Source organism: Neisseria sp. HMSC068C12, from assembly GCF_001814095.1.
GTDB lineage: Bacteria > Pseudomonadota > Gammaproteobacteria > Burkholderiales > Neisseriaceae > Neisseria > Neisseria perflava.
In genome coordinates, this window is sequence record NZ_KV814829.1 from 212,193 (window position 1) to 225,416 (window position 13,224).

A 13,224-nucleotide genomic window follows, 5' to 3' on the forward strand; every position below is an offset into this window, starting at 1 on the left:
TTTACTGGATACAGGTTTAAAAGAATATAAGCCCTTACATTCAGACGGCCACGCCGGCCAGTTTTCCAATAAATCCGGTTATCACCAATGCCGCAACGCCCCATAGGCACACGCGCAAAACGGCGGGAACAACAGGCGCGCCACCGAGTTTGGCGGAGACATAGCCTAGTCCTGCCAGTCCGCACAAAGTGGAAACTGCCAAGGCCGGAACAATGGCGCTAGAAGCTGTCAATGCGACCAGTAACGGCAAAATCGCGCCGGCACAAAATGAAGCGGCAGAAGCCAGCGCAGCCTGCATGGGACGGGCGGAAGAAGCTTCGGTAATGCCGATTTCGTCACGCGCGTGGGCGGCGAGCGCATCGTGTTCCATCAAGGCTTTGGCCACCTCTGCGGCAAGCGCATCGGACAAACCGCGGAGGCGGTAAATTTCCGTCAGCTCTTCCAACTCCGCATCAGGATTATTTGCCAACTCAAAACGCTCTTTGTGTAAATCGGCTTTTTCCGTATCCGATTGGCTGGACACAGAAACGTACTCCCCCGCCGCCATTGATACTGCGCCCCCGATAAGCGCCGAAACGCCCGTCAACAGCAGGGTTTGGAAATCAGGCGCGGCAGCGGCTACGCCCGTCAACAGCGAGGCAGTGGAAATCAGGCCGTCATTGGCACCCAATACGCTTGCCCGAAGCCAGTTGTTGCGGTCGCTGAAATGGCGTTCGCTGTGGTGTGAATACATATATGCTCCGATAAATTGGCTGTTTCCAGATGATGATAACATTGTATTGTTTTTTGAAATCAATGTCAGTTTATCCCTTCAAATCAAGCATTCTTAAATCTTTCTGCTGCCATTTCAAACCATAAAACCAACACTCCTCTTTGGATTTTTTCAGACGGCCTTAACGCTTTTACAAGCAAATTTATTGTTCCAAGTCATGGCATTATCACAAGGCAGTTTTGTGCTGCTTGGTTTATTCGTTTAAAGATGCTATCTTTATGAATCTTTCCACTCCTCAATCCATTGAAAGGATGTATCATGGCCGAAGAAAACAAAATCAAAGTAAACGATTTGCCTGAAGATAAAAAAGAGCAAACCGAAGAAACCGAGCTGCCCGTTATCAACAACGAAGAAAAACGCGGCGGTCATGGCGAAGGCGGTTGCTGCGGCGCATGCGGCGGCTAATCTTCCCGACAAAGCCCCCAAGGCCGTCTGAAAAGTCTTACTTTTCAGACGGCCTTTTCCTTTCTAAACAATTACAGGTAAATCAATGAAAGGATGCGGGAGAAGAATTTAAACCCAACCGCGTTTGTGCTACATTCACATCTTTACAAACCACAACAATCTGCACACGCAGACACACAAGGAAGAAAAAAATGTTTTGGTATATCGTCAGCTTTTTCGCCATTATCGTTTCCCTGCTCGCCCTCTGGGTCAACGCCAGCGCGTTCGGTATGCAGGATGACGGAACGCCACAATCCGAATATGAAAAAATGTTGGGCCTGGGTGCGAAGCTGAAAGACAAAGATACGGTTGCCAAGGAACGCGAAGCAGCGCGCCTTCACCCTGACGATTAAGCCTTACCGACTGGACAATCTTGCCAAACTGGGCTAATGTTCCAAACGCATAACGCACACCAACACAACTATACGAGAAGGTAAGAGAAATGACTGTACGAATCGAACACGATTTATTGGGCGACCGCGAGATCCCTGCTGAAGTATATTGGGGCATCCATACTTTGCGCGCCATTGAAAACTTTAAAATTTCCACGCAAAAAATTTCCGACGTACCGCAATTTGTCCGCAGCATGGTCATGGTTAAAAAAGCCACCGCGCAAGCCAACGGCGCATTGGGTGCCATCAAGCCGGAAATCGCGGCCGCCATCGAAAAAGCCTGCGATGAAGTATTGGTCAAAGGCCGCTGCCTCGACCAATTCCCGTCCGACGTTTATCAAGGCGGCGCCGGTACTTCGGTCAACATGAATACCAACGAAGTCATTGCCAACCTCGCATTAGAAGTCTTGGGTCACGAAAAAGGCCACTACGACATCGTCAATCCGATGGACCATGTTAACGCCAGCCAATCCACCAACGACGCCTACCCTACCGGCTTCCGCCTTGCCGTGTATTACAGCATCGGCGAATTGCTCGACAAACTGGCCATCTTGAAAAACTCTTTTGCCGCAAAAGCCGAAGAGTTTAAAGATGTTTTGAAAATGGGCCGCACCCAGCTTCAAGATGCCGTGCCGATGACTGCCGGACAAGAGTTTCAATCTTTCCAAGTGTTGTTGGAAGAAGAAATCCTCAACCTCGACCGTACCCGCTCCCTACTGCTTGAAGTCAACCTCGGCGCCACAGCCATCGGTACCGGCGTGAATACGCCTAAAGGCTATGCGGCTTTGGTTGTTGAGAAACTCTCCGAAGTCAGCGGCCTGCCTTGCAAACTGACTGAAAACCTGATCGAAGCGACCTCCGACTGCGGCGCATATGTGATGGTACACGGCGCATTGAAACGCACAGCCGTCAAACTGTCTAAAATCTGTAACGACTTGCGCCTGCTCTCTTCCGGTCCGCGCGCTGGTTTGAAAGAAATCAACCTGCCTGAATTGCAGGCCGGTTCTTCCATTATGCCTGCCAAAGTCAATCCCGTGATTCCCGAAGTCGTCAACCAAGTCTGCTTCAAAGTCATCGGCAACGACACCACCATCACTTTCGCAGCCGAAGCAGGTCAGTTGCAGCTGAACGTTATGGAGCCGGTCATCGCCCAATGTATGTTTGAAACTATTTCCCTCTTGGGCAATGCCGCGGTCAACCTGTCCGACAAATGCGTCAAAGGCATTACGGTCAACCGCGAAATCTGCGAACACTACGTCTTCAACTCCATCGGTTTGGTCACTTATCTGAACCCATACATCGGCCACCGCAATGGCGACTTGGTCGGAAAAATCTGCGCCCAAACCGGCAAAGGCGTGCGCGAAGTCGTACTGGAGCGCGGCCTGTTGAGCGAAGAAGAGCTCAACCGCATCCTCTCTCCAGAAAACCTGATTAATCCTCATCTGTAATTAGGATTTGAAATCAAAGGCCGTCTGAAACTTTAACGTTTAAAGTTTCAGACGGCCTTTTCGTATTGATATTGATATTTATCGAATTTTTTTTGCGAAATTCAGAATTAAAAGATAGCCTGACCGTCAGGTTTGATTTAACATGGTGTTGCCCCAGCCTGTTTCCTCCTTAAGGTTATGCCGGTAATGATGCCTCAAAAGGAACCGGATATTGGAATAACATCTTCATTTATTAGGAAAACCAGATGAATCAAATTACACGCGAACAAATGCTGCAAGTATTCGAAAATCGCTGCTCCACCCGTTATTACGATCCCAACAAAAAAATCAGCCAAGAAGATTTTGCAGCGATTCTAGAATTTGCCCGCCTCTCCCCAAGCTCCGTCGGCTCCGAGCCATGGAAATTCTTGGTGATTCAAAACAAAGCCCTGTGTGAGAAAATCAAGCCTTTCAGCTGGGGGATGCAATCGCAACTGGATGACTGCAGCCATCTGGTGATTATCCTTGCCAAGAAAAATGCCCGTTACGATACCCCGTTCTTCCGCAGTGTTGCCGAACGCAGGGGCCTGCAAGGAGAGCAACTGGAAAAAGCATTGGCAAGATACAAAAGCTTCCAAGAAACCGACATTAAAATTGCCGACGACCAACGCGCACTCTTTGACTGGAGCGGCAAGCAGACCTATATTGCTTTGGCCAATATGCTTACAGGTGCAGCGGCCATCGGCATCGATTCCTGCCCAATCGAAGGCTTCAACTACGACAAAATGAACGAAGTATTGGCAGCAGAAGGCCTGTTTGATGCCAACGAATGGGGCGTATCCGTAGCGGCAACATTCGGCTATCGCGCCAAAGAAATCACTAAAAAATCACGCAAGCCGATTGATGAAATGGTGACTTGGGTCGAATAAGTAGTTTGTATTCTCAGGGCGGCAAAACCGCCCTTTTACTTTTCCAAAAAGAGAAGCAAATTCCGTAACAACAAATACTTCTAAATTTAAAATCAGAAGGCCGTCTGAAACCATGTGTCAGAAATCCTAGATTTCATTTCACACCGTTTCAGACGGCCTGATTTAATACGCTTCTACTTAAAACGATACTTTCAAACTGCCGTAGAAGGCACGGCCATGCTCGTTGTAGGTCTGCGCGCCGTTGCCGGTGCGGTACAGTTTTTTGTCGAACAGATTGCTGATGCCGCCGCGCACGGCCACGCGTTTGTTCCAGTTGTAACCGGCGTTGATGCCCCAGATGCTGTATCCGCCCAAAACGGTTTGGTTGCGGGCTGAAGCCAGGGTTTCTCCGCTGCCGCCGCTGCCGCTTTGTTCGATGTTGTTGATGGCGACCGAACGCGGTTTGGTGCGGCCGTATTGGGTGAAGGTCAGGTTGGCGTCAAAGCGTTCGTTCGGCGTCCAGGCCAGCGTGCTGTTGATAGTGAACTTCGGAATCAGCGACAGGGGGTTGCCTTTGTAGTCTTCCGATTTCTGCATGTAGGTGAAGTTGTTGCTCCATTTCAGCGTGTTGTGCAGGGGGATGACGAGGTTGCCCTCCAGGCCGGAAACAGTCGCCCTCGGTGAGTTGTCCCATTGGTAGAGGATGCCTGAGCTGGTGCTGCTGCGGGCTATGATTTCCGTGCCGGTGATGATTTTGTTGCGGTAGGCATTGTGGAAGTAGGTTGCCGAGGCCTGCCAGCCGTTTTTTTCGAATTCGATGCCGATTTCCTTATTGACGCTGGTTTCGGGTTTTAGGTTGGCATTGCCCATAAAGTAGCAGTGTGGGTCGCTGCCCAATTCCACGGGGCAGCCGTTACCGCGCGTGTACAGGATGAATTCGGGGTTGCTTTGGTACAGGTTGGGGGCTTTGTAGGCGCGCGCGATGCCGCCTTTGACCAGCCAGTTTGCGCCGATCTGCTGGGAGAAGTTGAGCGCGGGACTCCAGTTGCCGCCGCTTTTGCTGTTGTGGTCGTAGCGCAGGGACGGTATCAGTTTGGTGGACGGGGTCAGCGAAATATTGTCTTCGACATAGATTGCCTTGTTCTGCTGCGATGTTTTGCCGCCACGTATGGCGGAAACGCCCGGGAAGGTCGATGTTTGGCCTTGGTCGGTAAAGCCTTGGCGGTTGGATGAGGGATCGTCCAGTTTGCTGTCGGTAAATTCCGCACCGACGGTCAGTACGTTTTCTACGCCGAGTTTGAACGGTATGTTGGCCTCGCTGCTGAAACGCAGGTTTTTCAGACGGCTTTGGACGTATTCCGTGCCGACATAGCTGCCCTCAGGCCCGCCTGCCAAACCTTCGGGCAGGTGGCTGTTGGTGGTGCGTTCGTAGCTCAATACGTTTTTGGTGTCGCCCCAGTCCCACGCGCCGTCATGGGTCAGGGCGTAGGAGGAACGGTAGAGGCGAGCGGTTTCCTTAATGCCGCTCCGGTAAATTTCGCGCAGGGTCGAATCGGTGTCGGAAATCACCACGCCTGTGGCAGTATCTGTAATGACGGTCCGTGTATTGGCAGCATTGGAATTTTGCGAATCGCCGTTGTAGATATTGCCCTGACGGCTGTAGCTGCTGTCTAAAATCAGGGTTTGTGACGGACTGATTTTCCATTGTAGGCGGCCGGCTATGTCTTTATTCTTCACACCTTCCACCCCTGCCGCTCCATAGGTGGTGTTGGTAACAGTGCGGGTTTGTCCGGCAGGCACAACGACACGTCCGCGTTCCCGTATCGGGCCGTTTTTCGTAGTAACAGTGGTGATAGAATCGCGGTTAATGTCTGTGGAATCGGCATCGGTTTTGTTGAAATTGCCGTAGATACGGAAGCCCAATACGTCTTGGATAATCGGCCCGCCAAGGTTGAAGCCGACACGGTTGGTTGCCCCTTCCTTGCTGTCTTGCGGCTGGTTAGTGTAATAGTTCACTGATCCTTTGAATTCTTTCGGTACTTTTTTGGTGACAATGTTGACCACGCCGCCCATCGCACCCGAGCCATAACGCGTTGCCGCCGGACCGCGCAAAACGGTGATGGATTCAATTTCTTCAACCGGCACCCAGTTGCTGTCGCCGCGCGTATTGCGTTCGCCGCGCATACTGATACGCTCGGATTGGCGCGAGTTCACAGGCTTGCCGTCAATCAGAATCAATGTGTTTTCAGGGCCCATACCGCGCAAGTCGATTTGGCGTTTGTTGCCACGCTGACCCGTCGCTGTATTGCCGGTCAGGTTGACGCCCGGCATGGTGCGGACAAATTCGGAAATATCGTTGACGGCCGGACGCTTGTCAATGTCGTCTTTCGAAATACGCGATACGCCGAGCGATTGCTGCAACTGCTTCTCGGCAGTAACGTAAACGGTATCGACTTCAGCCTGCTCAACTGCTTTCTCTTCAGCTGCGTGTGAGAATGCACTAATTAACGCCAAAGGCAAAATGGCGAGTGTGAATGTTTTCATTGCATCGTTTCTCTTTAACTTTGTTTGTTAAAAATCAAAATAAAAATTATTCGAGATTTTAAATAAACTTAACAGAGTTTTCAATGCAATTAAGAGTGATTTACAATTATTCGTTAAATTAAGCCAATAAAAATAACCAAATGCCTAATAATTAAAAAGGCCGTCTAAACCGGCATGAAAGGGAATCTGAGATTTCCATCATACCGTTCAGACGGCCTTATTCAAATTTTAATTATTTGCCTGCTGCTTTTTGCAAAAGGGCATACAATTCGTCTTTGAGTTTGAGTTTGGCTTTTTTCAGCTCCTCGATTTCTTCGGCGCCGCTGGTTACCACGTTATTCACCAAACCGGTAATTTTATCGTCCAGCTCGTTGTGCTCCTCAAACAAACGGGCAAAGTGTGCATCCTCTTGTTTCAGTTTAGAAATCAGATCGCGATATTCTGGAAACATTTTGTTTTCCTCTCTTGTTAATTAAATAAAAAAGTACTGCTGCCAAAAACTAGGACGAATTAATCTTTAGCTTCATTATAACAAACACGGGCGTTTTATCCAGTCTTTTTTAAGCCGAAACTGTTTTATGTCAAAATTAATAATATCACCATTAGCCATCGTCCCAATGGAAAGAAACAGGTTTCTAGACGGTTTGCCGACTTGGGCATACAATCGGGCTTATGCGTTTACACAATGGCCGAACCACCCTATTCCGTCATATCAACGGCATGGACGGACAATTTATCCTGCTTGAAAACCATCCTTCATGGATGCCGGTCAATGATGCCGATTTCAACCATGCTGCCCCCTTGCCTGACGGTTTGGCCGTGCACGAAGAATCATTTTATCCATTTGAAAAAATAGATGCCGCCGAATCGGCAGACAATATCAAAATCTTCAGCGAAGAAGCTCTACGGTTGGAGAAAGAACGATTAAATGCAGTAGCCTTGGTAGAACTGGCAAAAAATCTTAAAGCCGCCCAAGCCGAATCCGATTTGGTCGCACTTCTGGAAAAAATGGATTTTCATTTAAAACAAGATGATATTTTCAAATAAACCCTTCAATCTCAGGCCGTCTGAAACCAAACACCCGACACAATTGTTGACAATGCAAGAAAAATAGTTCATCTTGAACCAATCCGCAGCACTCCATCCCATATTTTCAGCCCATCACAAAGGAATCGAGAACATGTTTTCAAAAAGCGTTACCCTCGCACAATATGACCCCGATTTGGCAGCAGCCATCGCCCAAGAAGACAAGCGCCAGCAAGACCACGTCGAGCTAATCGCCTCTGAAAACTACGTCAGCTGTGCCGTTATGGAAGCCCAAGGTTCGCAATTGACCAACAAATACGCCGAAGGCTATCCTGGCAAACGCTACTACGGTGGCTGCGAATACGTTGATATTGTCGAACAATTGGCGATTGACCGCGCTAAAGAGTTGTTTGGCGCAGAATATGTCAATGTCCAACCGCACTCCGGCTCGCAAGCCAACCAAGCCGTATATGCTTCAGTTTTGAAACCGGGCGACACCATTTTGGGCATGTCTCTGGCACACGGCGGCCACTTGACCCATGGCGCAAGCGTTAACATCTCCGGCAAACTCTACAACGCCATTACTTATGGTTTGGATGAAAACGAAGTTCTCGATTATGCCGAAGTAGAACGCTTGGCGCTTGAACACAAACCTAAAATGATTGTGGCCGGCGCATCTGCCTATGCGCTACAAATCGATTGGGCAAAATTCCGCGAAATCGCCGATAAAGTCGGCGCATACCTCTTTGTCGACATGGCGCACTATGCCGGCCTGATTGCCGGCGGCGAATATCCTAACCCCGTACCATTCTGCGACTTCGTAACCACCACCACCCACAAAACCCTGCGCGGCCCTCGCGGCGGTGTGATTTTGTGCCGTGACAATACCCACGAAAAAGCGCTGAACTCTTCTATCTTCCCAAGCCTGCAAGGTGGTCCGTTGATGCACGTTATCGCTGCCAAAGCCGTGGCGTTTAAAGAAGCGTTGCAACCTGAGTTCAAACAATACGCAAAACAAGTGAAAATCAATGCTGCCGCTATGGCGGAAGAGTTGGTTAAACGCGGTTTGCGCATCGTTTCCGGCCGTACTGAAAGCCACGTTTTCCTCGTTGACCTGCAACCGATGAAAATCACCGGCAAAGCCGCCGAAGCCGCTTTGGGCAAAGCTCATATCACCGTCAACAAAAACGCCATCCCGAACGATCCGGAAAAACCATTCGTTACCTCCGGCATCCGCATCGGCTCCGCCGCCATGACCACACGCGGCTTTAACGAAGCCGACGCGCGCGTATTGGCAAACTTGGTTGCCGACGTATTGGCCAACCCTGAAGACGAAGCCAACCTCGCCAAAGTCCGCGAACAAGTGACTGCTTTGTGCAATAAATATCCGGTTTACGGCGCATAAGCATTTCGCCTTGGATAAAATAACAGGCCGTCTGAAACTTCAGACGGCCTTTTTTTATTGCAACTTTCTTTTAAATTTCAAAACTGTTTGTTTCACTGACTTTGCGTATCATGCCTGCTGCGACAGTATGGTTGGTGGCTTCGTCAATCAAAATAAACGCGCCTTGTGCATGGTTGTCTTCGTATGCGGCAGCAGAAAGCGGCTGCTGGGTTTTGAGGCTGACGCTGCCGATGTCGTTGAGCTTGAGCGTTTCGGCGGATTCGACGCGGCTGAGGGTGTTCACGTCCCAAACATAGGCAATTTCGCTGATTTTTACGGGCGTGGTTTGGGTAGTGTGCTTCAGCAAATATTTGCGGCGCAGATTGAGCGGAATATCGTCAAACCAGCAAAGCGCGGCTTGAAATTGTTGTTCGGGAACAATGGCGCTGTCGGCTGAAACAATACTGTTGCCGCGTGAAATATCGATATCGGTATCCAAAACGACAGTCAACACTTCCCCTGCCTCGGCAGATTCGGTTTTGCCGTTTGGATTGTAGATTTCGGCGATTTTGGCGGTGTGTCCGCTAGGCAGGACTTTGATTTCGTCTCCGGTTTTCAGACGACCTGCTTCCAGCCTGCCTTGATAGCCGCGGAAGTCGTCGCTGCTGCTGCCGTCTTGCCGTGCGACGCGCTGTACGGGGAAGTGGGTGGCTTGGTCGGCGGCGTTTTGGCGGTTGACGGGCAGGCTTTCGAGCAGGGGTAAAAGCGGCAAACCTTGATACCACGGGGTTTGGCTGCTGGCGTTGACGATGTTGTCGCCTTTTAACGCGCTGATGGGCAGGAAGTGGATTTGGGCTTGGAGACCGATTTGTTCAGCCAGTTTGCGGTAGGCTGCGGTAATGGCCTGATATTTGGTTTCGTCGAAGTCGAGCAGGTCGAGTTTGTTGACGGCGACGATGACGTTGGGGCAGCCCAAGAGTTTCAGAATCGCGCTGTGGCGTTTGGTTTGCGGCAGAAGGACGGGTTCGCTGCCGGAAAAATCGACGCGCGTTGCGTCTATCAGGACGATGGCGGCATCGGCGGTCGATGCACCCGTTACCATGTTGCGGGTGTATTGCTCGTGTCCCGGCGTGTCGGCAATAATGAATTTGCGTTTGGGCGTGGCGAAATAACGATAGGCCACGTCAATGGTAATGCCTTGTTCGCGCTCGGCGGCAAGGCCGTCTGTCAAACTGGCAAAATCAGGCGTTTCGCCGTTTTCAGTGGCACGGTTGAGCTTGTCAATCTGGTCGGTCAGTAAGGTTTTGCTGTCGTAGAGCAGGCGGCCGATGAGGGTGGATTTGCCGTCATCGACACTGCCAGCGGTAATGAAGCGTAAAAGCGGAGCGGAAGCTACGGTCATGATTCTTTCCCATTTCTCGTGATTTCTCAAACTGACTGCTACTTTAAACAGGCCGTCTGAAAATGGGAAAGAATGTTTGGTTGTTAAAAAAGCTGTTTTCGTTATATCGCAAAACTATGGGATATTACCTCACACCATCCGTTTTCTCCGGGTCGCCAACCAACATACAATCGACCCTAAGCACACCATTCCCGCACCCTGCCAAAATGTCATGGACAAAGGCGCGCTAATCAAAAATGATGACACTACCGCAGACAATACCGGAATGAAATAAGATGCGCCTGCCAATACGGTCAGGTTGCCGCGCGAAATACCGATATTCCACACTGCATAGCCCAAGCCCATACAAGACGCGGCGGCAACGGCATAGCCGAGCGATACGGAATCAAAACTCAACGTATCCGCGCCGCTGAGAAAATACTCTATCCACAACAATATCGACACCAGCGCAAAGAAAAAGCCGACGCTGCTGCCTTCCGCTTTCACGCGCGCCGTCAGCGTACAATATGCCGCCCAAAACACCGCATCCGCAAATGCCATGATGTAGCCGCCGGGATTGGTGCGGACATTGTGGTAGATGCCGGAAATTGACAAGCCGACATCGCCGCCCAATACAGTGGCAATCCCTAAAAACGACAGCACAAAGCCGATGACTATCCACCATTTTGACGGCTGTTTGTTGAAATATACCGCTCCGACGATGGTAAACGTCGGCCACAAATAATTGACCATGCCGATTTCCACCGCCTGTCTCGCGTTTTGCGCAAAACCGACCGAGAGCGACAAACACAGTTCGCAGCCGACAAAAAACACACTCGCCCAAAACAGATAGCTGCGGTTGTAATTGCGTAAATGCGGCCGGCCGAAAATCAGCCAAATCAATACGGTGGACAGGGTGTACATCATTGCCGCTCCGCCCACTGCCCCCATATGCAGGCTCAAAGAGCGTATCAGAGAAATGACAAAGCTCCACAAAGCAACGGCAAGCAGCCCGATGGCAGTGGCTTGTTTAGAGGAGATGTTTTGAGATAAGAAATGAATCATGGCGTATGTGCTGAAGATGGTTTTATTAGGTTTATCGTAGTTTGAATATATCGTTTCTACATTAATTATTTTAACGGTTTCAAGGCCGTCTGAAAATGATTGTTTCAGACGGCCCTCCATTTGCAATTAGTCCTAAACATGACTATAATCCGCATCCAATTAGTCAATATTGAGACCAATTTATGAATCAGCTCGACCAACTCGGCATGCGTATCAGCCACATAGACAGCGCATTTGACCAATGGATTAAATAGCAAAACACCAACTACAATACCTTCGCCGTTCTCTACACCTTGGCCACCGAAGGCAGCCGCACTCAAAAACACATAGGCGAAGAATGGAGCCTGCCCAAGCAAACCGTTTCCGGCACATGCAAAACGCTGGCGGAACAAGGCTTGCTGACATTTCACGAAAGCGAACAAGACAAACGCGAACGCTTATTGTCGCTGACCGAGCAAGGCAAAGAATCCGCCGCACCATTGGTGCAAAACATGCAGGAATTCAGCAAACGAATTTTTACCGCCTTCGGTGAAAAACGTGCAGCCCGACTGTTTGCCGATTTGGACGCGTTGGCCGAATTAATGGCGCAAACCCTCAATACTAAATAAGGAAGGAGGGCAACCATGTGGAAAATGTTGAAACACATCGGTCAAACACACCGCCGCAAACTCATCACAACCTTCTCTCTCGTCGGCTTGGATAATCTGCTCTTGCTGGTATATCCCGTGTTTGGAGGCTGGGCGATTAATGCCGTTATGGAAGGCAACGTCTGGCAGGCAATGTTGTATGGTGTGGTGGTCTTATTAATGTGGATAATCGGCGCCGCCCGAAGGATAGCCGATACGCGTACATTTACCAAAATCTATACTGAAATAGCCGTCCCGGTCGTTTTGGAACAGCGCAAGCGAGAAGTACCGCATTCCGCCATTACCGCACGCGTTGCCCTATCGCGCGAGTTTGTCAGTTTTTTTGAAGAACACCTGCCCATCGCTGCTACTTCGCTGGTCTCCATCTTCGGTGCATGTATGATGTTGCTGATATTGGAATTTTGGGTGGGCGTATTGGCTGTCGCGATACTTGCCCTGTTTTTATGGTTGCTGCCGCGTTTTGCCGCCATCAGCGAAAACCTATATTTCCATTTAAACAATCGGTTTGAACGCGACAACCACCTTATCCGCGACGGCAACGAGCATCAGCTCTACCGCCACTATGGCTGGTTTGCCAAACTACGCGTGCTGATTTCCAACCGCGAAGCCTTAGGCTATCTCAGTATCGGCATGGCGATGAGCGTATTGTTCGGCTTCGCCTTTATACACATGACGCTTAAAGGCTACGGAAGCGCCGGCCATATCTATTCCGTCAGCACTTATTTATGGATGTTTGCAATGAGCTTGGACGATGTACCGCGCTTGGTCGAACAATACTCCAATCTAAAAGATATCGGACAACGCGTTGAACTCTCGGAAGAAAACAATCTTTCTAAGGCCGTCTGAAACCTTAACACACTATCAGGACATATTATGAGTTGGTTTTATTTAATCTTAGCCGGTATGCTGGAAATCGGCTGGCCATTGGGCTTGAAGCTGGCACAACAGGAAGGCTACCGCTGGCATGGCTTTGCCGCCGCGCTTGCCTGCATCGTCGGCAGCGGATACTTCCTTTACCTTGCCCAAAAAAGTATTCCGATGGGTACAGCCTACGCCGTCTGGACAGGCATAGGCGCGGCAGGGGCTTTTTTGGTAGGCGTTGTATTTTTCAACGATGCTGCCAACTTCGGCCGCTGGCTTGGCGCATTTCTCATCATCTCCGGCGTCGTAGTGATGAAACTCTCCAGCGGAAACTGAAAATCTCGTTTCTATCCAATCCAAGGCCGTCTGAACA

The 13,224-nt window shown here is 50.0% G+C and carries 13 protein-coding genes and 1 pseudogene; 9 read left to right on the forward strand and 5 right to left on the reverse strand.

Going from position 1 to position 13,224, the window contains the following annotated elements:
* Positions 1-40 precede the first annotated feature (40 nt).
* Positions 41-733: a VIT1/CCC1 transporter family protein gene (locus HMPREF2952_RS10605; protein WP_004519991.1), complete on the reverse strand. Its 693-nt coding sequence runs from the start codon at positions 731-733 to the stop codon at positions 41-43.
* Positions 734-1,030: 297 nt separating this feature from the next.
* Here HMPREF2952_RS10605 and HMPREF2952_RS11365 point away from each other — a divergent pair, with 297 nt between their 5' ends.
* From HMPREF2952_RS11365 to HMPREF2952_RS10620, 4 genes are all read left to right on the forward strand, one after another.
* Positions 1,031-1,177 (forward strand): hypothetical protein, encoded by a 147-nt coding sequence (locus HMPREF2952_RS11365; protein WP_049336812.1) that lies wholly within the window; start codon positions 1,031-1,033, stop codon positions 1,175-1,177.
* 191 nt (positions 1,178-1,368) lie between these two features.
* Positions 1,369-1,569 (forward strand): hypothetical protein, encoded by a 201-nt coding sequence (locus HMPREF2952_RS10610; protein WP_004519993.1) that lies wholly within the window; start codon positions 1,369-1,371, stop codon positions 1,567-1,569.
* An 89-nt stretch (positions 1,570-1,658) separates the two neighbouring features.
* Positions 1,659-3,056, forward strand: a complete 1,398-nt coding sequence (gene aspA, locus HMPREF2952_RS10615; protein ID WP_049336813.1) for an aspartate ammonia-lyase — start codon at positions 1,659-1,661, stop codon at positions 3,054-3,056.
* 245 nt (positions 3,057-3,301) lie between these two features.
* Complete coding sequence (locus HMPREF2952_RS10620) at positions 3,302-3,964, forward strand: NAD(P)H-dependent oxidoreductase (protein ID WP_070588404.1); 663 nt, start codon at positions 3,302-3,304, stop codon at positions 3,962-3,964.
* 177 nt (positions 3,965-4,141) lie between these two features.
* Here the strand turns inward: HMPREF2952_RS10620 and HMPREF2952_RS10625 are convergent, their stop codons facing one another.
* The gene (locus HMPREF2952_RS10625; protein ID WP_049336815.1) at positions 4,142-6,487 is read right to left on the reverse strand and encodes a FepA family TonB-dependent siderophore receptor; all 2,346 of its coding nucleotides are present in this window, start codon (positions 6,485-6,487) and stop codon (positions 4,142-4,144) included.
* Between the two features lie 232 nt (positions 6,488-6,719).
* The gene (locus HMPREF2952_RS10630; RefSeq protein ID WP_003746288.1) at positions 6,720-6,938 is read right to left on the reverse strand and encodes an HP1242/YdcH family protein; all 219 of its coding nucleotides are present in this window, start codon (positions 6,936-6,938) and stop codon (positions 6,720-6,722) included.
* Between the two features lie 221 nt (positions 6,939-7,159).
* On the opposite strand from HMPREF2952_RS10630, the gene HMPREF2952_RS10635 reads away from it, so the two are divergent.
* Both HMPREF2952_RS10635 and glyA read left to right on the forward strand, forming a co-directional pair.
* Entirely contained in the window at positions 7,160-7,534 is a 375-nt protein-coding gene (locus HMPREF2952_RS10635; RefSeq protein WP_039862199.1) for a hypothetical protein, read from the forward strand.
* Positions 7,535-7,667: 133 nt separating this feature from the next.
* Positions 7,668-8,918: a serine hydroxymethyltransferase gene (glyA, locus tag HMPREF2952_RS10640; protein WP_004520001.1), complete on the forward strand. Its 1,251-nt coding sequence runs from the start codon at positions 7,668-7,670 to the stop codon at positions 8,916-8,918.
* 70 nt (positions 8,919-8,988) lie between these two features.
* On the opposite strand, the gene HMPREF2952_RS10645 is transcribed toward glyA, so the two are convergent.
* Both HMPREF2952_RS10645 and yddG read right to left on the reverse strand, forming a co-directional pair.
* A complete protein-coding gene (locus tag HMPREF2952_RS10645; protein ID WP_049336816.1) occupies positions 8,989-10,299 on the reverse strand; it encodes a sulfate adenylyltransferase subunit 1 in 1,311 nt (436 codons plus the stop codon).
* A 129-nt stretch (positions 10,300-10,428) separates the two neighbouring features.
* A complete protein-coding gene (yddG, locus tag HMPREF2952_RS10650; protein ID WP_039862220.1) occupies positions 10,429-11,343 on the reverse strand; it encodes an aromatic amino acid DMT transporter YddG in 915 nt (304 codons plus the stop codon).
* A 182-nt stretch (positions 11,344-11,525) separates the two neighbouring features.
* On the opposite strand from yddG, the pseudogene HMPREF2952_RS10655 reads away from it, so the two are divergent.
* The 3 genes and pseudogenes from HMPREF2952_RS10655 (at position 11,526) to HMPREF2952_RS10665 (ending at position 13,187) form a co-directional block, all read left to right on the forward strand.
* Positions 11,526-11,951 (forward strand): annotated as a pseudogene (locus HMPREF2952_RS10655) (MarR family winged helix-turn-helix transcriptional regulator).
* A 15-nt stretch (positions 11,952-11,966) separates the two neighbouring features.
* Positions 11,967-12,836 carry an ABC transporter six-transmembrane domain-containing protein gene (locus HMPREF2952_RS10660; protein WP_070588398.1) on the forward strand — a complete coding sequence of 290 codons (870 nt, stop codon included), beginning with the start codon at positions 11,967-11,969 and terminating at the stop codon, positions 12,834-12,836.
* A gap of 27 nt (positions 12,837-12,863) precedes the next feature.
* Entirely contained in the window at positions 12,864-13,187 is a 324-nt protein-coding gene (locus HMPREF2952_RS10665; protein WP_004520006.1) for a DMT family transporter, read from the forward strand.
* The last annotated feature ends 37 nt before the right edge of the window (positions 13,188-13,224 follow it).

Excerpts from the sequence above, each read along its gene's own strand:
- HMPREF2952_RS10605 (WP_004519991.1), bottom strand. The coding sequence starts at position 733 with ATGTATTCACACCACAGCGAACGCCATTTCAGCGACCGCAACAACTGG.
- HMPREF2952_RS10610 (WP_004519993.1), top strand. The coding sequence starts at position 1,369 with ATGTTTTGGTATATCGTCAGCTTTTTCGCCATTATCGTTTCCCTGCTC.
- HMPREF2952_RS10630 (WP_003746288.1), bottom strand. The coding sequence starts at position 6,938 with ATGTTTCCAGAATATCGCGATCTGATTTCTAAACTGAAACAAGAGGAT.
- HMPREF2952_RS10620 (WP_070588404.1), top strand. The coding sequence starts at position 3,302 with ATGAATCAAATTACACGCGAACAAATGCTGCAAGTATTCGAAAATCGC.
- HMPREF2952_RS11365 (WP_049336812.1), top strand. The coding sequence starts at position 1,031 with ATGGCCGAAGAAAACAAAATCAAAGTAAACGATTTGCCTGAAGATAAA.
- HMPREF2952_RS10665 (WP_004520006.1), top strand. The coding sequence starts at position 12,864 with ATGAGTTGGTTTTATTTAATCTTAGCCGGTATGCTGGAAATCGGCTGG.
- HMPREF2952_RS10660 (WP_070588398.1), top strand. The coding sequence starts at position 11,967 with ATGTGGAAAATGTTGAAACACATCGGTCAAACACACCGCCGCAAACTC.
- HMPREF2952_RS10645 (WP_049336816.1), bottom strand. The coding sequence starts at position 10,299 with ATGACCGTAGCTTCCGCTCCGCTTTTACGCTTCATTACCGCTGGCAGT.
- aspA (WP_049336813.1), top strand. The coding sequence starts at position 1,659 with ATGACTGTACGAATCGAACACGATTTATTGGGCGACCGCGAGATCCCT.
- glyA (WP_004520001.1), top strand. The coding sequence starts at position 7,668 with ATGTTTTCAAAAAGCGTTACCCTCGCACAATATGACCCCGATTTGGCA.
- HMPREF2952_RS10635 (WP_039862199.1), top strand. The coding sequence starts at position 7,160 with ATGCGTTTACACAATGGCCGAACCACCCTATTCCGTCATATCAACGGC.
- HMPREF2952_RS10625 (WP_049336815.1), bottom strand. The coding sequence starts at position 6,487 with ATGAAAACATTCACACTCGCCATTTTGCCTTTGGCGTTAATTAGTGCA.
- yddG (WP_039862220.1), bottom strand. The coding sequence starts at position 11,343 with ATGATTCATTTCTTATCTCAAAACATCTCCTCTAAACAAGCCACTGCC.